Genomic DNA, 21,937 nt, shown 5'->3' on the forward strand with positions numbered 1-21,937 from the left:
TTCATTATATAAGTTAATTTATATATATTAGTTCTTAAATAACAAATTGGTTAATTAGTGACTGAATTTGCAAAGCTTTTAGCATTGTCAAAAATTAAATATTAACTCAATATATTCTAATCTTAGACCTCGCTGAAATATAGATCCAAATTTTAGGATAACTATATTTTGTTTTAGTGCAATTATTTGACTCCCCTTGGAACATGCCTAATAAAATGAGGCTGTGGTATTTACTACTTTATAGTTAATAAGTACAGACTTTGATTCCCTCATGGCCATTTCTACACAAAACAAGAAAACACACTTTATAACCCGTTCTATTATAGTTATAGGGTTATTGTATTCGGTTATCTCAACTTCCCTGGCCCAAAGCGTAACAAGCTGGAAAGGAACTGGAAGTGCGCAGACTGGCACGGACTGGAGCGAACCAACTAACTGGACTAATGGTGCTCCTGATGCTACAAAGCATGTGATAATAGGTGATGCTAACTTTACCGGATCAAGAATGCCAGTGATTGACTTAAATGCTCAGGCAGCTTGCTTATCACTTACAATAGGGGGTAGCAATGCGGTTAAGCTAAAGGTGTCTAATGACAAAGGGTTAAATGTTGGCGGCAATTTAGTAGTACAAGCAAACGGTGAGCTTGAAAATGAAGGGAGCCATATAATTATTGGTGGCAACTGGACTAATAACGGTGTTTATAATGAGCTTTTATATATTAAAGGCAATATAAACTCAAGAAGTACGCAGTATCCTAAAGTTGAATTGACCGGTTCCTCCAGCCGAATAGGAGGAAGCTCAACAAACTCCTTTAATTTTTTAATTGCTTCAGGAAATCTTACACTAGAGAACAACATCAACCTGGTTTCTCTAACCAAAGGCTCTAACACCGTGCAACCAACCTTACAAGTTAAAGGTGTGTTCGATCCGAGCATATACCTGGTTAATTTGCCAACTGTGTCTGGGACCACATTCACAGTAGAAGCGGGGGCTACACTCCTTGTAAAAGCAAATACATTGGTAAATGGGGCGTCTTTCTTTGCCAATTATACGATTGCACCTACAACTATCTTTACAAACAGTGTTATAGATTATGCCGGCGGTGACCAGGTAGTTGAAAATGGACTGCCCTTTGCATATGGTATTTTAAGAATAAGCGGTAGCGGTACCAAGACTCTGGAAGGCAACACAACAGTGTTTGGTGCACAGGGCACGGGACTAATTATCAACTCAGGTACTTTGGACATCGCGACTTTTACACTAGACAGAAGCTCAAGTCCGGGGGGTACGTTTACCATGGCTTCAGGTGCTACGCTCAGGATTGGGGGTACCAACACAATGCCTGCAAATTATGTAACCTACACCCTGGACCCAAACAGCACAGTTGAATATTATGGCACTAACCAAACAGTTACCAATGTAACCTACGGGCACCTGCTCTTGAGCAACAGCGGTTTAAAATCAATGCCTGCAACAGCCATGACAGTAGCCGGTAACCTGACAAGTACTGGAACGGTTAGCTACACGGCAGGTGCTTCGATTACTGTGAATGGGAATGTAACAATCGGAACAGGCACAACATTTAACGGGGGCAACGCCTCGCATACTATAGCCGGTAACTGGGCTGCAAACGGAACTTATGTTGGCGGCGGCAGCACGGTAACGATAACGGGGGCTAACAGAACCATATCAAGTACGGCGGGCAGCACCGAGTTTAATAACCTCACGTTAAGCGGAATTGGCACCAACATAACTGTGCCTGCTTTAACCATACGCGGAAACCTAAACGCCACAGGAGGCTTGTCGCAGGTTGCCGACGGCACAATTACCATGACAAATGCTGTCAGCAGAAGCATCAGCGGCTCGGGTATGAATTTCCAGAACCTGACGATAGATGGTACAGTAACAACTACCTCAAGCTTTACCCTTAACGGTAATCTATTGGTAAACGCAACAAAGTCCTTTGCGGCCAGTGCTGGCACAGTAACCATGGCCGGGGCCAACAAAAGTATAAGCGGTACGGGAAGTATAAGTTTCTGGGGCTTGAACACCTCCAACACGACAACTACAGCAAGCTCTTTTACCGTTAACTCCTCCTTAAATGGCACCAGCTCTCTAACAGCCACAACTGGCACGGTTACGTTTGCAGGAACGTCAACATTTGCAGGCACCCATTACCTGAACAATGTGGCAGTAACAGGTACAAGTTTGAGTATGCTGGCCAATGCCAACCTTTACATTAATGGAGCAATGAGCTTGGGTGGAGGATCGGCCTTTAATGTAAGTGCAACACCAAACTCTGTGTACTACAACAGCTCTAATCCGCAAACGGTGTTAAACACGAACTATCATCACCTTATACTTGCCAATACAGGAGCTAAAACAGCCGGCGGTGCCATAACCGTAAACGGCAACTTTACCCTGGCATCTGGAAGCACTTTTAATGCTGGCGCATTTAACCATACCTTTAACGGCAACTGGACCAACAACGGCACTTTTAACCACGGAAGCGGAACCATAACCTTTGCAGGAAGCACCGATACAAGTATAAACGGCGAGACCCTGTTCAATACAATCGTGCTGAACAAATCAAGTATGGCCAGAACGGTTACACTTGCCAGCAACGTAACTGCCAGTAACCTGCAGATGACCAACGGCACCATGATAACAGGTGTTAATAAAGTGACATTGCTGAGCAACAGAACTGGCAATGGCTGGGTAATTGGTACAGTTACCAGAAACCACACATTTGCAGATGGTGTTGGCTATGCCTTTAACGGGCCTTATGCAATGCTTTCGTTTGCCACACCTGTGGGGGTAAACGAAGTAAGTATGACGGTGGCAGCACAAAGTACAGGCAACTTTACGGCAGGCACCGCCATCAGCAGAAAGTATGCAATTGCCATTCCGGCGGGAAATTACAGCAGTGGCACCTTGCAGTTGCAGTACGAGGACACGGAGCTGAACGGTAATACTGAGAGTGCTCTAAAGCTTTATAATTATGACACCGGACTATTGAAATGGAGAAGCTACGGCAGAACGAATCAGAACAGCACACAAAACTGGGTGAGCAAGGCTGGGCTGTCCAATATTTCAGGAGAGTGGACCTTGTCTTCCAGCCCCGGTACTTACAGTTGGGTAGGCGGAAACAGCTCGGCCTGGGAAAATGCCGCTAACTGGCAGGACATTACTGAAGGGGTAGCGGGTACTGCTGCTTCGGCTCCGCTAAGTACAGATGTGGCCATACTTGGAGAAGTAAACCCGGTAAATCATCCGGTTATAAACTCGGCAGCTACAATAAGCAGTATGCAGTTTAGAGGCACGGCAGCAAATAACTTAACCATATCCAGCGGATCACTTAACGTGCTTGGCAATCTTACAGCCTCGGGTGCGGGCACCGCGATTGTGCATACATTAACCACAGGCAACAATAGCCTGGTAGTTGGCGGAAACCTGGTGCTTAACGATGGCAGTGTTGGCAATGCTATATCGCTGGTAAATGGCACGGGCAGCGTAACAGTAACCGGAAATATAGAGCACCCTGCCGGAGGAAGTATAAGCCTGGGCAGCGGTAACCTTTCTGTAGGGGGTAACTACAACTATACCGCAGGGGCAGCTTTTGCCGCCGGCACCGGTACTTTAACCTATAGTGGTACGGTAAACCAAACTGTTGCAGGGCTGCCTTACCATCACTTGATGATAAATAAAGCCAACACCTCGACGGCTGCCTATACTTCCGGAGTTAACCAAAGTATAACCGGCAACCTTACAGTAAGTGGGTTGGGCAAACTTTCTCTTTCGGTGCCGGTGCTAAATGTGGCTGGCAATATAAGTATAGCCGGCGGCAACCTGGAAGCCAACGCTTCGGCAATTGATGTAAAAGGTAACTGGAGTACTGCAACCGGATCTTCATTTACAGCTGGCAGCAGCACGGTTACTTTCTCAGGTAGTGCGATGCAAACAGTGTCTGCCACCACATTTAACAACCTCACAGTTAACAAGTCTCAGGCATTGACTACGGGTGGTAACCTGGCGCTTACAGGCAACTTGAATATACAAGCCGGTACCCTGGAAATGAACAGCCACACGGTAAACAGAACTGCAGCCGGAGGCACGCTTCAGCTGGCAAACGGCGCCAATATACTTACCAAAGGCACAGTTGGTTTTCCGGGCAACTTTTCCACCAACTCATTGGCTGCAAACAGTACTGTGGTGTATGATGCTGGTACTTCATCCATCGCTTCTCTGAACTATGGTAACCTTACAGTGCAGGGAAGTGGCTCAAAATCGCTGCTAGGGAACTTGCAAGTGGCTGGCAATATGGTAGTAGGCCCTGGCGCGGCCATAGCAGGCAATACCCTTGCCAACCTAACAATTGCCGGGAATCTGCAGAACAATGGCTCTGTAAATACCGTGAGGGCCAGCCTGGTGTTTTCCGGAGCAGGAGGGCAGATTTCAGGTACAGGCAGCACTGTTATAGATAATCTTACTGTAAATGCAGGGGCAAGCCTTGCGATAAATAAAAACATAAGGCTACAGGGAAACCTGAGCCATAACGGTGCTATGCTAGATGCCTCAGCCGCAGAACTTGATTTTGACGGCGGCGGCGCGGCAAGTATAAATTCGGCTGGCAGCCCGTTTTATGCGGGTAGCTTAAAAATTAGCAAAGCAAACGCAACCGTTTCCCTGAACGCAGATATAGAGGCGTTGCAAAGCGTTGCGGTTACTGGTGGTACATTTAACATCGCTTCCAGAACACTTGCTAAAGCCACAGGAGCCTCCGGCACAAGTTTTACTGTTGCTGATGGTGCTACACTTATGGTGGGAGGCACTAACACACTTTCTGTTTTTGACAGCTATACTTTTGGCCCTGTCAGTACCATGATGTACAATGGCAGCACACAAACGGTAAAGGCGCTTCAGTATGGTCACCTGACACTAAGCAATGCAGGTACGAAAACATTTGAGACGGGAACCACCGGCATTGCCGGAAACCTGTTGGTAAACAACGGGGCCGCTGCCGAAATGCTAAGCACCAGCAGTGTAGTTGCCTTTAATGGCACGGGCAGCCAGGCAATAGCGGCTGTAAACTATCATACTTTACAGGTATCAGGAGGAAGCGAGAAAACCTTAGCCGGTAATGCTACCATCGCTGATAAACTGGAATTGCTAAACGGACGAATAAGCACAGGAGCTAACAAGTTTATACTTGGTAACGCCGCAACCATTGTGGAAAGCGAAGGAAATTATGTGACGGGACTAGTGGAAGCCCAGCGCACCGTAGGCACAGATCCGGAGAGCTTCGGCGACATAGGCTTCTCCATTGATGCGGATGTGGCACCGGGAGTGGTAACTGTTATCAGGGAAACCGGAGCTGTGGTAGGCCTGAACAGCAACAGCGCCAGGCGCAACTTTAATGTGCTGCCAGGTGCCACTAACCAAAATCTGAATGCCTTCATTACACTTTCATACTTATCGCATGAGCTGAACAGTATACCAGAGAGTAACCTAAGTGTGTATACCAGCACCGACAACGTGTACTGGACTTTGCAGCCAGAGGCGAACACCGTAAGAACACCTACAAGGCAGACTGTTGCTTTATCCGGGGTAAACAGCCTGAGCCGGTTTACGCTCGGCGACAGGTTTAGCCCATTGCCTATTGAACTCGCTTACTTTAAGGCAGAAAAGAAGGGTGACAGCGCCATACTTACCTGGGCTACCACTTCCGAAAAAGAAAATCTTGGTTTTGATGTAGAGGTGTCAATTGATGGTAAGAAGTACCGCAAGATCGGTTTCGTGAGTCAGGGTACAGGTACGTCAAGCGTGGTGCTGCAGTATACTTTTACAGACAATGAGGCCGGAAAGCAGGGTACACGTTATTATCGTCTTAAGCAGCTTGACCTGGATGGCTCTTATACTTACTATGGTCCTAAAGCTGTAGACTTCGGCGCATTGCAAACTATTGAGGCTTCCGCTTATCCTAATCCCTTCCAGCAACAAATAAACCTGGTGGTGCCAGCGCAATTTGGTGGAGTTGCCAGGATCAGGTTGTATAACGCAGCAGGAAGAGTGATGCTTGAGATGGCTAAAACTATTGAAGCTGGCACAAACAATATAGGCTTAGACTCTGGTTTGGTTCCAGCTGGCATGTATGTGCTAACAGTTGAGGCAGAAGGCCGCCTGCAGCGTCTGAAGCTGTTAAAAGAGTAAACCCTAACAACCCAAACCTATAAACCCTTAATGCAAACAGCCCCTGCAATCTTTGCAGGGGCTGTTTTTTTATACTAGTCTGAACGTGCAGGTTAGTGTTTTACCACCACCTTTTTGTTCAGAACTTTTCCTGAAGTATGTACCTGAAGGATGTAAACTCCTGTAGGTAGGTTGTCCAGGCTGATCTGCTGCTCATGGTTTCCGGCAACTCTGTTCTGAGTATTCTCAAACAGTACCTGTCCGATGCTGTTCACAAGTACCAGCTTCACCTTTTCTGTTTTAGAGGTTGCAAAGCTAACAGTAAACTTACCTGAGTTAGGGTTAGGATATACCTGTAGTGCATTAACAGTAGTGCCGTCTTTAGCCAGCGCCGTCAATGTTACATTCATCTCCTCCGACAGGTCAGACTCACAAGAGTTAGGGTTGATAACCTTTACAGTGTATTTGCCAGACTGCGTTACAGTAAGCGACTGACCATTAGCACCGTTTATGGCCACACCATTCAGGAACCACTGGTTACCAGATGCTGAGTTTGATGTAAGCACGTTACCGTTATGTACGATGGTAGGCTTGGCTGGTAGTGCGTTCACTAATACCGCTACTGCCTGAGACGTAACTGCACACTGGTTCTGGTTTGTAACAGTTACTTTGTAGCTATTAGATGCACTTACCGTGATAGAGCGCGTAGTGGCGCCATTAGACCACAGGTAGCTGCTTCCCTCAGAGGCCGTCAGCGTCACGCTGCCGCCCTGGCAGAAGGTGGTGGCGCCTGAAGCCGTGATGGTGGCAACTGGCAGCGCATTTACAGTTATGGTTACTGCTGCCGAAGTTGTAGCGCAGTTGCCCGCGTTTGTAACAGTCACAGTGTAGTTGCCAGCAGTGCCGGTTTCTATACTTTGCGTAGTGGCTCCATTAGACCATAGGTAAGTATAGCCAGTGCCTGCCGGTGCAGAAAGCGTTACCTTCTGTCCTTCACAAAGTGTTGTAGAGCCACTTGCCGTGATAGCAGCAGTTGGCAGCGCCGTTACCGCAACAGTTGTGGCCGCAGATGTCACTGCGCAATTGCTTGGCGTGGTAACCGTCACGGTGTAGTTGCCGCCCTGGGTTACTTCGATAGAGCGCGTTGTTGCACCGTTGCTCCACAGGTAAGTGTAACCTGTGCCTGCAGAGGCTGTCAAAGTCACGTTTCCGCCCTGGCAGAAGGTGGTGGCGCCAGAAGCCGTGATGGTGGCCGAAGGCAGATCATTAACTGTAACAGTAGTGGCCGCAGAAGTTGCAGTACACTGGCTTTGGTTCGTTACGGTCACCGAGTAGCTGCCGGCCGCACTTACTGTGATAGCGCGCGTGGTGGCGCCGTTTGACCACAGGTAGCTGCTTCCCTCAGAGGCTGTCAGTGTTACGCTGCCGCCCTGACAGAATGTAGTGGCGCCCGAAGCTGTAATTGTGGCAACTGGTAGTTGATTTACAGTAACATTAACTGTATTTGAATAAGCTTCTGTACATACGCTGCTCTTAACCAAGGCACGGTAGCTTGTTGAGCTGCTCAAGTTGCTGAAGTTAAGTGAGGTACTTGTGTTCGCTATATTCGTCCAGTTGATACCATCTGTAGATGTTTCCCATCTTACCACGTTTCCGTTGTGTCCGGTAAGTGTTAAGGTACTGCTGTTTGTGCCAGCACATACTTCACTCACAGGTGCTGTAATTGTTCCGGCGACTGTAACAGGCGATACCTCAACAGTAACTGCGCTTGTCACAGCTTCAGAGCATACGCCGCTCTTCACAACTGCTCTGTACTGCGTTGTGGCCTCCAGGTTGCTGAAGTTTAGTGTTGCCGTTGTACTGGCGATACTTGCCCACGTTGTGCCGTCCGTAGAACTTTCCCATCTTACAACATTGCCAACATTGCCGGCAAGGCTGATCGTGCCCTGGTTAGTACCAGCGCAAACCTGTGTTGCATTAGATGTTAGTGTACCTGCTACTGAAGTTGGTGCAACCGTTACTGTAACAGATGCTGTTGTGGCAGAAGTACACGCACCGCTCTGCACTACAGCACGGTATCTGGTGGTGGCAGTAAGGTTCTCGAAAGCCAGGGATGCATTTGTATTGGCGATAGTTGACCAGTTAGTGCCGTCCAGCGAGCTCTCCCATCTTACCACACTACCTGTCTGACCTGATAAGGTAACAGTACCGTTGCCACCTTCGCATACTTCTGAGGCAGAAGCTGTAAGCGTACCCGCCACTGTAGTAGGGGCTACCGTAACAGGAACGGCAAGTCTGGTACCATTCTGACATGTTAGCGTGCTTACCTGCATATCATACAGGAAGTAGTAGAAGCTGGAAGGTGTAGTTTGGTTATTACCTGTAATGCTGCCAATGCCTGCTAAAGTGTAAGGGTAAACAGCAGAGTTCGTAGAGTTATTACGGTATGCCGTAGCACCGCCACCAAATGCAGATACCTGTATACCATAATTATTGCCGGCAGCAGGAATGATTAACCCAAGGTCATACTCCTTTATGCCAGGTGTAACATTTATAGTAACAGTCTGGATAACATTGTTGCTAAGGTCCTTGTCAGTGATTACGACGGTCATGGTTCCTGCAGTGGCAACGTTTATAGTTGCTCTGTCAATTACAAAAGGAACAGATGCGTTGATATACATTCTACCGCCTGTAAAGCTTGAGGTTGAGCCGCCAGCGCTATGGTTTAATGAGCCCATTCTACCGCCTGTCTCGTCGCTTGCAACAACGTGATAAGTGGTATTTTGTGTTAAGGCTGGAGTAGTGTATGTATTTCCTACGCGTAGCAGGTTGCCACCTGTGGCAGCACTGAACCAATAAAGTTTACCCGAAGAAGTTTGCGCAGATAAGCTGGCACTTGTTCCGGTACAAACTGATGCAGGCTGTGCAGTTACCTGTGCAGCGTTGTTGTTAATAACTACAGGAGCAGACGTTATACCTGAGCCGCATGAAGCGGTAAGTGTAACGGTATAGCTTCCATTCTCAGTTGCTGCGTAAGTAGTACTGTTTGTATTGGCTATGGCAACCCCATCTTTAAACCACTGGTAAGTATAGCTTGCATGTGTAGTACTGGTTACGGCACGCAGTGTTTGAGAGAAGCTCTGGCCATAACACATGTTCAGGTTAATGTCTTTGCTTATGGCAATCGAAGCCGGAGCAACCGGATTAACAGTTACAGTTACTGCTGCTGATAATTTAGCGCATCCGCTGGCTGCTGTAACATTAACGGTGTAATTACCAGATGCATTAGCTGTATAAGTTGCACTTGTAGCGTTAGCGATTGCAACACCGTCTTTAAACCAGGCATAGCTTAGGTCCTGCCCAGTATTAGCCTGTAATACTACAGAGCCTCCAGTACAGAAAGTAGTAGCCGAAGCAGGTGTAATGGTGGCCACCGTTTCGGTGCCTTGCGTTACTGGTACAGCAACACGAGGGCTTGGGCAACCCATGGCTTTTACATTAATGTCGTAGAAGTAGTAGTAGAAGCTAAGAGGCGTGCTTGAAGCTGTGTTGCCTGTAATTGACATCACGTTAGGGACTGTGAATGGATAGCCTGTTACGCCACCATTGTTACGGTAGATAGTAGCACCATTCTCATAGCTGATAGTTATGCGATAATCACCTGCGCTTGGGAAGTTAAGGTTAAGAGGGTAAACTGCTCCCATATCTGTTGGGTCGTCAGTTTGTGCGCCCGCACCTGCAGGGTTTCTTGTGGCCTCTACATCCAAAGTAGTGCTGGATACAGTTGCTCCATTTAGCGTTTCTACTGTAAACGTTATTCTACCCGGATTACCGATATATAGCCTTGCACTTTCCAGTGTAAAAGGTGAATGTGCTGTAACCAATATAGAAGGTGTATACTGAGAATAACCACCAGCTGTAAAAGCAGCCTTAGATGTTGGGCCTACCTTTCCGCTAAAGTCGTTCAGGGCAGCATAGTATGTGTTGCCAGCCGGGACAGTACTTGTTAGTACGCTGTTGCCTACTGCTACCAGATTGCCACCAATTGCGGCATCATACCAGTATATGGTTCCGCTACCAGTTCCTTTTAACGATACAGGTGTTGTGCCACAGGTTGTAGCAGTTGCTTGTGGTGCAGCAGGGGCCATGCTCGCAGTACGGGTATCCACTCGCTGGTTGTTTGCCTGGAACTGATCATCAGCTAAAGTTACCTGGCTAGTGATCTGGTACGTTTTACCTGCCTCAGCGGCAAATGTGCCAGGCAGTATAATGCGTGCCTCGCTGTGAGCAGCCAGTGTACCTGTATAAGTAGTGTTGAATGTGGCTACCGTAGCGCCCTGGCTTGTAATGGTAACGCTTATTGGTAGGTTAGTCTGTGCCTCAGAAGCGTAATTGCGAAGCATTACAGATACTGGCTGTGCAGGGTTTGCACACAGGTCCTGCGTAGGGAACAGCAAGGATGCAATACCTACATCTTTTGTAGGTCCGGTAAACTGTACCAGGTAGTCCTGTGTTTCACCTTTTGCATAGCTGCCACAAGCATCCACATCGTCAGCGTTAGTGGTTTCTACCAGTACAACCCGCATTATAACCTGAGAATTTATACTTACAGACTGCGGAATAGTAACGTTAGTGTTGAATGTACCATCAGAGCTCATTAAAGGAGTTGTGGCTACCAGCTCACTAGACTCAAAGCTATTGTTGCCATTCCAATCAATGAATACCTTGGCTATTTTGTCGTTGTCAGCACCACAGGTACCCAGCGACAGCGAAAGAGGCAGCGTCTGGCCAACTTGCGCCGAGGCAACCATGCTGGTAAAGTTAGAGTAAGTTGCGCAACCTGCTGGCGAGTTATTAATGCCGCCAAAAGTAAGGTTTGTGATTTTAGAATCCGCATCAGAGATTGCACCTGAAGCGCAGTACTGTGAGCCGCCGATGCCGCTAACCAGCATAGAGTAAGCCTGAGGACCTCTTGTTAGCGTACCTTTGTGGCTAACAGTGATTGTATAAGTCTCGCCAGGTACAGCATTGGCAATGTATACCTGCTCTACGTTGTCGCGGATGTTGTCACCGAAACCTGCTGGGTTGGCAGGATTGTTCGGGTCCAGTATCCAGGGCATGTAAACCGTTAATCCTTTGTTTACACGAATATCCAAGTCATTTACAAGGCGTGGTGTGCGGTTATTAAGCGCGCTGGTGCCCAGTGGAATAACTGCTCCTTCAGGATCTGTCCAGGAGATGGTAACCAACAAAGGACCTTTGCCTGAAGCAGTAACAGTAAAAGTATACGTTTGACCTTGATCCAGCGTACGCTCCTGCAGCATGTTGGAACTGTTGTCGTTGATGATGTGGTTGGCTGCACGCTCCATGTTAACAAGACCCCAGCCATAGATATAATCCGGGCCGGTGTTGCCTGCCTCGTCGGCTGTATGTATGGCCAGGCCTTTAAGGGTGGCAGCACGCATAAACACACCATACTTGTTATAGTATTGCTCCTGCAACAAGTTCAGCGAGCCAGATACGTTTGGCGCTGACATGGAAGTACCATTCATAGAAGAATAGTGATTGTCGCCGGTGCTTACAGAAGAAATAAGAGACACACCGTTTCCTACTACGTCTGGCTTGATACGACCGTCATCAGTTGGGCCGTAGCTGCTGAAAGAAGAAATCTTAACATCTTCCTTACGCTGCCAGCCATTCGGGATAGGCTCCACAGCACCCACTGTAAGTATATTTTTAGCTGTGCCATAGGTAGAAACTATGTCGTAGCCATTATTGCTGCTTACGCCTGCAGGTCTTGGGATTACGGTAAGTACGTTCGACGCATTTGGGAACCAGCAAGGAGAGCCTACGGCCGGACCTGTTTGCGAACGGTTGTTACCCGCAGACTTTACCATCAGGTAGTACGGCGCATTGTAAGCGATTATGTCCCAGGACTGTGCCTGTGAGTTATAATAACCAAAGTTTACATCTTCAGTAGTGCTTACGGTTGCATTGCCACGCCACTCCCAGAACGGGTTAGTGTCAGTGCCGGCACGCGAATCGTTGTAGTACCAGCCAGTTGCTGTACCGTAAGAGTGGTTAGATACCAGAAGGCCGGATGCGGCTGCTGTCATTTCTGCCACGTCGTCGCTGAAGTCCCATCCCTGCAGGTTTAGGGCACCAAAAGACATACCTTTGGCTAGTGGGTTCACGCCGGAGGCCACCATAGTACCCGCTACGTGGGTAGCGTGATCGCTTATAGCGGTGGCGTTGTCTCGCTTCACCATTCTGCCTGTTAGCTCCTGGTGGGTGCTACGGATAAGGCCACCATCCCAAACACCTAGCTTACCGCTAAGCGCAGGGTTGCTGCCGCTAAGGTTCAGGCCTGTAGAGCCGCCAAGCCACAACTGGTCAGTTTTAATAGAGGCAGCTGCTCGTGTGTTATGGTCTGTAATGTAATAGATAGGGTAACCCAATGCGTCAACCCCCTCCAACGACATCACCTGGCCGCTCTTGCTCACTTGCCTTACGACCCAGTTTTTCTGCTTCGCCAGCTCAAGTGCACGCTCTTTGTTACCGCCATACTGTAACCTGAAGTCGTTTGAAAGTTTCTGTAGCTGAGCATTGTTAGTAGCCCGGGCTATTTCCTGTTCCGCTTTTGCAGGGTTGTTACCTCTCTTCGGAGTCTGCGCATAAACAGTTGTGGCGGCCATCCACAGGACGGTCGCTGACAGTGTTAATAATCTCTTTTTCATGTTTACGCCAGCTTAGGAAGTATAAATTTTACAAGCTTGCGCATTCAGACAAGATGCAGAAGGAGGAAGTTCTGCTGTAAGTGTGGGGCTAAGGTAGCTGCTGCTGCTTCTTTTCCACACCGATACACACAGGGTTCCCAGCCCTGTACAACAGTAAAGGTTTTGCATAAAAAGGTTAATTAAATAGATAGATATAGATTAATTGTTCGTCCGCAATTAATAATTGCGGCCTTAAAATTAGTATAAGAAATTGGTTGTGCAAGTATTTGTGCTGATTTTATTTGGTTGATAATCAGGTTATTAAATGTGTTATAACATTGAGTGTATGTTGTGAGTGGACTCTGTTATAACATCGCTTATTTTTGAAAGGGGGAGTTACAATCGGGTTAAATGACTTTGCCTGTATCTGGTGTTATGCCATCATAAATACAAAAGGGCAGCGATAATTTATCGCTGCCCTTTTGTATTTATATTATTTTGAAAAACTACTTTGCCCGATTTACAATAAAAACACCTACCAAAATAACTACCATTCCCAGGTAGTGCCACAACTGTATACTTTCTCCATCCAGTACACCCCACATTAGGGCTACGATCGGGATGAGGTAAGTAGAGGAACTGGCAAATAATGTGGTGGAGATATGGATCAGTTTGTTAAAAAGCACTAGCCCAATCGCTGTGCTGAAAACAGCAAGTATAGCAATATAAGAAAGTGCTTCCCAGGCACCAGGGGTATACTGCAGCTTATGCACTATATCTGTGGTAAACAAATACACAAAAGCGACAGGAGCCACTGTAAGCAAAGCCATACTAGACATCACCAGAGGCTTCATACCTTGCAGGCGATGCTTGATGAGGTTCACGCTGCCGCCATAGCAAATGGTAGCAGCTACGATGTACAAACCATAGTATTTGTTGTTTAGCTCCGCATTGCCGTTGCCTGAGAAGATAAGTATGGCCGTACCAATGATGCCGATGATAATACCCAGCATGCGCATCCAGGTAATAGACTGCCGGAAAAACATGGCACCCACCAGTAGCGTGAACAATGCTGTTAATGAGTTTAGCACACCGGCCAGTCCGCTTGCCAGCCTGGTTTCGGCATAAGCAAACAGGAAAGCCGGGATAAGGTTACCCAGCAAGCCGCTGCCCAGCAAAAACTTCCAGCGATGCGGTTCTACCTTTTTCAGGTGCTTAAAGGCAAATGGTGACAGGGTAAGAAAAGCAATGGCTATACGCAGTGCTCCCAACTCATCCGAAGAAAAAACTATCAGCCCCTTCTTTATAAGTATAAAAGAAGTGCCCCAAATAAGGGCAAGTATGATGATGAGAAACCAAGCCAGAGCAGGGGCAGAAGTGGCGGCGGTTTCCTGTTTATTTTGGATAGCAGTTTTGATAAGAGTAGTTTGAGTTAGAGCGTTAGAAAATTAGAAAGACTTTGAGTTAACAACCCGGTTGCAAAAATAACAAGTCAGAACATCAAATTAAGCTGTTTGTGCTATTGGCTACAAAGTATTTATCTCAAGCCGCAGCGGGGTACAGGTTTCAAGCCAGCACGTAGATGCAACCTAGGATTTTTATGGGTGCAATTTCCGGAATCGGTTTTATACTTAAAACCCGATTCTTGCTAAGAGCCTGTTTAGAGTCTATTTAAATCAACTCTGTCTGCCCTTGCTGCGTGTTTTCACCAGCAAGTATACTAGCCAAAGTCTTTTAATTGTTGGTGAAAAACACCAACAATGGCGAGTCCATACTTCTTAACTAAAACTCTAAACAGCTTCTAAGTATACTTTGTCTGGAAAGTGGTGGGATAGGGGATGATTAAGTAGAAAGTCTTTAAAGTATAAAGACGCAAAATATTGCGTCTCTACACCTTTAATTCTTAAATTCTTTAACTCCTGAACTCCCAAACTCTCTACGCTTCCTCGTAAGCCATGGTGGCGGCAATCTCATCCAGTGTGTCATAGATATCCTGGATGTCTTCGGACTGCACCAGTTTCATGCGCAGGGGCTTAAAGTGCGGTAGCCCACGGAAGTAGTTGGTGTAGTGGCGGCGCATCTCAAATATGCCCAGTTTCTCGCCTTTCCACTCCAGCGAATGGGTAAAGTGCTGGCGGCATACTTCCACACGTTCCTCCAGGGTAGGCCCCGGTAAAATCTCGCCGGTAGCCATGTAGTGTTTTATCTCGTTAAAGATCCACGGATAGCCTATACTTGCCCTTCCGATCATGACACCATCTACGCCATACTTGTTGCGGTACTCCACAGCTTTTTGCGGAGAGTCGATATCGCCATTGCCGAAGATCGGGATCTTCATGCGTGGGTTGTTCTTTACTTCTCCTATCAGTGTCCAGTCGGCTTCGCCTTTGTACATCTGAACGCGCGTGCGGCCATGTATACTCAGCGCCTGTATGCCAATGTCCTGAAGTCTTTCGGCAGTTTCTACTATATACTTGGTATTTTCGTCCCAGCCCAGGCGGGTTTTAACAGTAACCGGAAGGTTGGTGGCTTTCACAATCTCCTCGGTCATTTTTACCATCTTAGGAATATCGCGCAGCAAGGCGGCACCTGCACCTTTACAGGCCACATTCTTTACAGGGCAGCCATAGTTGATATCGATCAGATCTGGCCCGGCCTGCGACGAAACAATAGCGGCTTCGCGCATCGAATCGATGTCGGATCCGAAAATCTGAATGCCTATAGGGCGCTCATAATCAAATATATCGAGCTTCTGCACACTCTTGGCCGCATCACGGATCAAACCCTCAGAGGATATAAACTCCGTATACATTAAATCTGCGCCATTAGCCTTACACACCTTTCGGAACGGCGGATCGCTTACGTCCTCCATCGGTGCCAGCAACAGCGGGAACTCACCCAACTCTATGTTAGCTATCTTTACCAAAGCAAAATTTAAATTTTCGCGTAAATTTACGTCAATTAAACCTAAACCACTCTATGAAAGGTTTCATTTCCAAAGATCTACACCCATTTTGGGTATTGCTGCTGCTGCTGGCATACATGACGGCGGGTATGTTTGTCGCGTATTTTGTGTTTAGCCTGCTCGTAAACTGGATCTTCGGGATAAGTATATTCGAGTTTGCCTCCATTGCTGAAAACCCGGCCTCCAACCCGCAAGGCGCGAACATTATGCTGCTGATGCAGGGTGTGCTGCAGTTCTTCTCGTTTGTGGTGGCCCCGTTGGTACTGCTCAGGTCGTTTGGGTACAACCTGGATACTTACCTAAACTGGAAAGTAAGACCATCAGCCTTGCTGCTGCTATTAAGCGGCTTGCTGATAGTAGCGCTGATGCCCGCCAACTCGGTGGTGATAGACTGGAATGCCAGACTGGTGTTGCCGGAGTTTATGCAGGAGTTTGCCGAGTGGGCCAGGGCAAAAGAAGACGAGATGGCCGAGCTTACCAAGCTGATCGCTGATTTTAGCACGGCGCCTAAACTGCTTGTGGGCATTGTGGTAGTGGCCATAATACCTGCCATTGGCGAGGAGCTTGTTTTCAGGGGCGTGTTGCAGCGCCAAATCCACCGTTGGTTCGATAATACGCATGTGGCAGTTTGGGTGGCGGCAATCGTCTTTGCGGCCATACACATGCAGTTCTTCGGTTTTGTGCCACGCATGCTATTGGGTGCCATGTTTGGCTACCTGTACTTTTGGTCGGGGCGGATTATTGTGCCTATAATTGCACACTTTGTTAACAACGGCTTTACGGTATTTTTGCTATACTTGCAGCAAACAGGTAAAATAGACTTTGATGTGGAAAGCACCAAGGCAATGCCCTGGATATGGGTATTGATATCGTTGTTGCTGACAGCAGGGGTTTTATACTACTTGTACCAGCAGTTTTTACCACTTCCCGTGCGCCAGGAAAGTATAGCCGAGGCTGAGTCCGGGGTGCGTGTAGAGGAGGAGGAAGAATACTAAGCGGCTGCGGCTAAAATCATAAAACAAAATCCATAGGCCTACGCCAACGTAACCCCCTTACATGAGCAACAAATTATCTACACTCAGCAACCTAAGCCAAAGAATTATAGTGGGCGTGCTGGGTGCAGCCATTTTTATCGGAAGTATACTTTTTGGCGAATGGACTTATTTTCTGCTGTTCCTGGGGCTCACGCTGCTGGGCATAGCAGAGTTTTACAAGCTGGTGCAGGTGCAGGGCATTATGCCGCACCGTGGGGCAGGCATAACACTGGGGGCTGTATTTTATACTTCTGTGTTTCTGGTAGAGAGAGAACTGGTAGGTCCTGAGTTGCTCTTTCTTTCTGCGCCTCTCTTCTTTACAGTCTTTATTTTGGAGATGTACCGCAAGCATCCCCACCCGTTCACCAACATTGCCTTTACGCTTATGGGTGCCGTTTACATTGCTGGTCCTTTCGGGCTGCTACACACAGTGGCATTCTTAAATGGCGATTATCTATGGCAACTTATACTTGGCCTGATGCTCCTGATCTGGGCATCCGACACCGGGGCTTACATTGCCGGCAAGAACTTCGGTAAGAACAAACTCTTTGAGCGCATATCGCCGGGCAAGACCTGGGAGGGCTGGATAGGTGGCACCTTACTGGCCATTGTGGTAGGGTATGTGCTGGCGCTTTTCTTTACCGATCTTGAGATGTACCAGTGGATAGGCGTTGCCATAATTGTGGCCGTATTCGGTGTACTGGGCGATTTAACTGAATCTTTGCTAAAGCGCAGCCTGGGCGTAAAAGACTCCGGAACACTGCTTCCGGGCCACGGCGGCATCCTCGACAGGTTCGACAGCCTGCTGATGGCTATCCCGTTTGTGGTGGCTTTCCTTAAAATCTTCTAAAATATTTTTCGTTTATCCGCTTGAGGTTGTAAGTATAATTCTCAACTTTACTGCCATAAAATCATTAATCAACGCTAAACTTTTATAGTAGATGATGTTATATAAAGAGCCTGCGCCGATAAAGGATAGGGAAAATCCTTTCGAGTCGATGATGTCGCGATTTAACATTGCGGCCGAAGTTTTGGGGCTTGACGAGGAAACGTACAATGTTTTAAAGTCTCCTGCGCGCCAGGTAATCGTGAACGTGCCCGTTACGATGGATGATGGCAAAGTGCGTGTGTTTGAAGGGTACCGTGTAGTGCACTCTACTATTCTGGGCCCGTCTAAGGGCGGCATCCGCTATGCTCCGGACGTGTTCCTGGACGAGGTGAAGGCCCTTGCTGCCTGGATGACCTGGAAATGCGCCGTGGTGGATATTCCTTACGGTGGTGCAAAAGGTGGTATCATCTGCGACCCATACTCCATGTCTGCCGGCGAGATCGAGCGTTTAACAAGAGCTTATACTGCTTCTCTGGTAGATATCTTTGGTCCTGACCGCGACATTCCTGCCCCTGACATGGGCACAGGACCACGCGAAATGGCCTGGCTGATGGACGAATACTCTAAAACAAAAGGCTCTACGGAGCACGCTGTGGTAACTGGTAAGCCGCTTGTACTGGGTGGCTCGTTGGGCCGCGTAGAGGCAACCGGCCGTGGCGTAATGGTGTCGGCTATGGCTGCGATGGAGAAACTAGGTATGGATCCGTCTAAGTCTACTGCTGCTGTACAGGGCTTTGGCAACGTAGGCTCATGGGCTGCGAAACTGATGGCTGAGCGCGGTGTAAAGATACTTGGCGTTAGCGACGTTAGCGGAGCTTACTGGAACGATAATGGTATCGACATTGAAGAGGCTATTGAGTACAAGAACGGTAACAACGGCCGTCTGGAAGGTTATAAAGGCGCAGAGCAGATTGACCCTGCCGACCTGCTGACTTCTAAAGTAGATGTGCTGGTGCCTGCCGCTGTAGAAGACGTGATCACGATCCACAATGTTGATAAAATTCAGGCTCGCCTGATTGTGGAAGGTGCAAACGGCCCGACTTCTTACAAAGCTGACAACATCATCAATGAAAAAGGCATTATGGTTGTGCCGGATATCCTGGCAAACTCAGGTGGTGTAACAGTATCGTACTTTGAGTGGGTGCAGAACCGCATGGGCTTTAAATGGACCCTGGACCGCGTAAACGAGCGTGCCGAGCGTATCATGAACGAGTCGTTTGAGCGTGTTTACGCTGCCTCGCAGAAGTATAATGTGCCAATGCGTATTGCTGCTTATATCGTGGCCATCGACAAAGTTGCCATGACTTATAAATATCGTGGCGGCTTCTAAGCGAAGATTTTTATTAGAAAATTCAAAAGTTTATATAATTTTGAAACATGATAATAGCCCATCCACTAAAAAGGATGGGCTATTATAAATTATAAAGTACCTGCGGATAACTCAAAACTCGAATGAAAATTCATAAAGAAGGACGAAGAATTTTATTTTTTACTTTGTTGATTTTAGTAGTGTTAAACTTGCTGCTCTACAACTTTAATGCTGAGAACGGCACCTTTAACAGAATTTTCTCCGGTGTTTCCGTAGTGCTTTTCCTGCTTATACTTCAGTTTTTCCGAAGCCCTTACCGTAACCTGCTTTTACACGAAGATTTAATTATCGCCCCAGCCGATGGCAAAGTGGTAGTGATCGAAGAGGTGGAGGAGCCGGAATATTTTAAGGATAAGCGCAAGCAGATATCTATTTTCATGTCTCCGATCAACGTGCACATTACGCGTAACCCGGTTTCAGGTATCGTAAAGTACTTCAAGTACCATCCTGGTAACTATTTTGTGGCCTGGCACCCAAAGTCTAGCACGCAGAACGAGCGTACCACGGTGGTGGTAGAGTCTACAGCAGGCCCGGAAGTACTTTTCCGCCAGATTGCCGGAGCTATGGCGCGCCGCATTGTATGGTATGTGAACGAGGGCGACGAAGTAAGCCAGGGCGAGGAGTTTGGCTTCATTAAGTTCGGATCACGCGTGGATATCTTTGTGCCACTTGACACAGAAATCAAAGCTGAACTAGGCCAGAAAACAAAAGGTGGCCAGACAGTGATCGCACAGCTAAAGACTGCGCCTCCTACTTTGTTTGGATAAGCCTTTTACGTATTACGACATACGTATCAAGTATCACGATATAAAATAACAAAGGCCACTGCAAGTATAAATTGCAGCGGCCTTTTCGTTTTGTCTGAATCAGGATTTTCAGGATAGAGCAGGGATGAAAAGGATTTGTAGAGACGCAATATTTTGCGTCTCTTTTAGTCTGAGGTAAGTTCAAAATCCTGCCTCTGCCACATTTACGCTACGCTAAACTTGTGGCATAATCCGCATTGATAATTTAATAACGAATAACGAGCAACCAATAACGAAATTAATACCATGTAGCTACCAGTTGCATCAGCTGCTCCAGGTACTTCTGGTCTACTTCGTCGAAGTCGTTTAGTTTGTCGCTGTCTACATCCAGTACCAGTTTTACTTCGCCGTCTTTTATTACCGGTACCACAATCTCAGATTTAGAGTCGCTGCTGCAGGCAATGTGACCCGGAAATGCCTCTACATCCGGTACAAGTATAGTTTGCTTTTGGGTGTAACTGGCACCGCAAACACCTTTGTGGTAAGGAATGCGCGTGCAGGCAATCGGCCCCTGAAAAGGTCCGAGCACCAGCTGGTTCTCTTTGTTAAAGTATACGCCTACCCAGAAGAAATCGAATCCCTGTTTCAGGGCAGCTACTAAATTGGAGATGTTGGCAATCAGGTCGGTTTCGCTGGTTACTAGTGCCTCTATCTGCGGAAGCAACTCTTTATATTTTTCCTCTTTGCTGAGGGCTTGGTCTACGATAAGTGATTCGGCCATAGGGTAATTTTGAATGAGTGTTTGAGTGAATGACTGAATAATAGTTTAATGTGCTAATGTTTTAATGTGCTAATCAGTTAATGAAGTAATGGGTTAATGTGCTAATGTGAAGTTGCCATGCTCTTAGGATAATAACTACAACCAACTAACAACCAACAACTAATAACCATCAACCAATAACTAATTTCGGTAATACAACAGCTGGTCAGGGCCTAAGGTTTGAGTATCGAGTAATTGGCCATGTATCATACTTGGTGCTTTAATGCCGCTGCCTAGAGTTTTATCCTTGCTTTTAAATACGATTGCTTCATCCCACAGTCCGGCTTGCAACAGGCTATCCAGCAGGTAAGTGCCGCCCTCTACCAGTACAGAAAGTATGTTGCGCTGATGCAGGTCTTGCATGATCTGTGGTAGCAAAGGTTCCCGTTCCTGTAGCTGCACAAAGTATAAATTCTCCTGATCCTCCTGTTTTATAAAGTTATATACCACTGTTGGCTGCGTTTTATTAAATAAATGCAGGGCGTGGGGAAGTTGTAGTTGCTTGTCAATCACCAAACGCATCGGGTTTTGTCCGAGCCAGAGGCGCGAGTTTAACCGGGGGTTGTCGTGCATTGCGGTGCGGCTGCCAACAAGTATGGCTTGTTCCTCTGTTCGCCATTTATGCACCAGCCTTTGCGCTAGCTTTCCGCTTATCTGCTCCTGCTTATAGTTAACTCCGGCTATAAAACCATCGGCTGTTTCGGCCCACTTTAAAAGTATAAACGGTCGCTTTTTGCTGTGGAATGTGAAGAAGCGTTTGTTTAGTTCAAGCCCCTGTTCCTCCAGTACCCCTACCCGAACCTGAGCACCTGCATCAAATAGCTTTTTAATGCCGTTACCTGCCACCAATGGGTTAGGGTCAGTGTTGCAGATCACGATATTCTTTATGCCATGGCTTATGAGCAAATCGGCGCAGGGCGGTGTTTTGCCATAATGGGAGCATGGCTCCAGCGTTACGTAGGCAGTGCTTTTGGGCAGTAGGCTTTTGTCTTCAACAGCGGCCACGGCGTTTACTTCTGCATGTGGTCCTCCATACTTTTGGTGCCATCCTTCTCCTATTATTTGGCCATCGTGCACGATCACGCAACCCACCATGGGGTTAGGGCTGGCGTAGCCGCTTCCCAAACTGGCCAGTTCCAGCGCGCGTTGCATGTACAGTTCGTCGGACATAGTTTGACTTAGAGAGGTAAAGAGTTAGAAAGTTAAAG

Annotated in this window: 10 protein-coding genes; 5 read left to right on the forward strand and 5 right to left on the reverse strand. The window is 47.4% G+C overall.

Translation table 11 applies throughout. The annotated features are described in order from the left end of the window. The first annotated feature begins 271 nt into the window (after positions 1–271). Positions 272–6,211 (forward strand): T9SS type A sorting domain-containing protein, encoded by a 5,940-nt coding sequence (locus tag AC4BAP_RS01790; protein WP_490580898.1) that lies wholly within the window; start codon positions 272–274, stop codon positions 6,209–6,211. A 92-nt stretch (positions 6,212–6,303) separates the two neighbouring features. Here AC4BAP_RS01790 and AC4BAP_RS01795 read toward each other — a convergent pair whose 3' ends face one another. The 3 genes from AC4BAP_RS01795 to dusB all read right to left on the reverse strand — a co-directional run bounded on the left by AC4BAP_RS01795 (position 6,304) and on the right by dusB (position 15,832). Further along, positions 6,304–12,927, reverse strand: coding sequence for a DUF8696 domain-containing protein (locus AC4BAP_RS01795; RefSeq protein WP_490580899.1), 6,624 nt, complete (start codon positions 12,925–12,927; stop codon positions 6,304–6,306). A gap of 485 nt (positions 12,928–13,412) precedes the next feature. Further along, a complete protein-coding gene (locus AC4BAP_RS01800; RefSeq protein ID WP_490581143.1) occupies positions 13,413–14,324 on the reverse strand; it encodes a DMT family transporter in 912 nt (303 codons plus the stop codon). 518 nt (positions 14,325–14,842) lie between these two features. Continuing rightward, entirely contained in the window at positions 14,843–15,832 is a 990-nt protein-coding gene (gene dusB, locus AC4BAP_RS01805) for a tRNA dihydrouridine synthase DusB (protein WP_490580900.1), read from the reverse strand. 53 nt (positions 15,833–15,885) lie between these two features. Here dusB and AC4BAP_RS01810 point away from each other — a divergent pair, with 53 nt between their 5' ends. The 4 genes from AC4BAP_RS01810 (at position 15,886) to AC4BAP_RS01825 (ending at position 19,930) form a co-directional block, all read left to right on the forward strand. Further along, positions 15,886–16,866, forward strand: coding sequence for a CPBP family intramembrane glutamic endopeptidase (locus AC4BAP_RS01810; RefSeq protein WP_490580901.1), 981 nt, complete (start codon positions 15,886–15,888; stop codon positions 16,864–16,866). A 61-nt stretch (positions 16,867–16,927) separates the two neighbouring features. Continuing rightward, positions 16,928–17,755 carry a phosphatidate cytidylyltransferase gene (locus AC4BAP_RS01815; protein ID WP_490580902.1) on the forward strand — a complete coding sequence of 276 codons (828 nt, stop codon included), beginning with the start codon at positions 16,928–16,930 and terminating at the stop codon, positions 17,753–17,755. A gap of 94 nt (positions 17,756–17,849) precedes the next feature. Beyond that, positions 17,850–19,124, forward strand: coding sequence for a Glu/Leu/Phe/Val family dehydrogenase (locus AC4BAP_RS01820; protein WP_490581144.1), 1,275 nt, complete (start codon positions 17,850–17,852; stop codon positions 19,122–19,124). Between the two features lie 122 nt (positions 19,125–19,246). After that, positions 19,247–19,930, forward strand: a complete 684-nt coding sequence (locus AC4BAP_RS01825) for a phosphatidylserine decarboxylase family protein (protein ID WP_490580903.1) — start codon at positions 19,247–19,249, stop codon at positions 19,928–19,930. A 277-nt stretch (positions 19,931–20,207) separates the two neighbouring features. On the opposite strand, the gene AC4BAP_RS01830 is transcribed toward AC4BAP_RS01825, so the two are convergent. Both AC4BAP_RS01830 and ribD read right to left on the reverse strand, forming a co-directional pair. Further along, positions 20,208–20,690 carry a GAF domain-containing protein gene (locus tag AC4BAP_RS01830; RefSeq protein ID WP_490580904.1) on the reverse strand — a complete coding sequence of 161 codons (483 nt, stop codon included), beginning with the start codon at positions 20,688–20,690 and terminating at the stop codon, positions 20,208–20,210. A 180-nt stretch (positions 20,691–20,870) separates the two neighbouring features. Then, positions 20,871–21,899, reverse strand: coding sequence for a bifunctional diaminohydroxyphosphoribosylaminopyrimidine deaminase/5-amino-6-(5-phosphoribosylamino)uracil reductase RibD (ribD, locus tag AC4BAP_RS01835; RefSeq protein ID WP_490580905.1), 1,029 nt, complete (start codon positions 21,897–21,899; stop codon positions 20,871–20,873). Between the last annotated feature and the right edge of the window lie 38 nt (positions 21,900–21,937).

The organism is Pontibacter sp. GD7 (assembly GCF_058216375.1).

What these genes read in the sequence shown, in the direction of transcription:
- AC4BAP_RS01820 (WP_490581144.1), top strand. Translation starts at nt 17,850, where the DNA reads ATGTTATATAAAGAGCCTGCGCCGATAAAGGATAGGGAAAATCCTTTC.
- AC4BAP_RS01810 (WP_490580901.1), top strand. Translation starts at nt 15,886, where the DNA reads ATGAAAGGTTTCATTTCCAAAGATCTACACCCATTTTGGGTATTGCTG.
- AC4BAP_RS01830 (WP_490580904.1), bottom strand. Translation starts at nt 20,690, where the DNA reads ATGGCCGAATCACTTATCGTAGACCAAGCCCTCAGCAAAGAGGAAAAA.
- ribD (WP_490580905.1), bottom strand. Translation starts at nt 21,899, where the DNA reads ATGTCCGACGAACTGTACATGCAACGCGCGCTGGAACTGGCCAGTTTG.
- AC4BAP_RS01815 (WP_490580902.1), top strand. Translation starts at nt 16,928, where the DNA reads ATGAGCAACAAATTATCTACACTCAGCAACCTAAGCCAAAGAATTATA.
- AC4BAP_RS01795 (WP_490580899.1), bottom strand. Translation starts at nt 12,927, where the DNA reads ATGAAAAAGAGATTATTAACACTGTCAGCGACCGTCCTGTGGATGGCC.
- AC4BAP_RS01790 (WP_490580898.1), top strand. Translation starts at nt 272, where the DNA reads ATGGCCATTTCTACACAAAACAAGAAAACACACTTTATAACCCGTTCT.
- AC4BAP_RS01825 (WP_490580903.1), top strand. Translation starts at nt 19,247, where the DNA reads ATGAAAATTCATAAAGAAGGACGAAGAATTTTATTTTTTACTTTGTTG.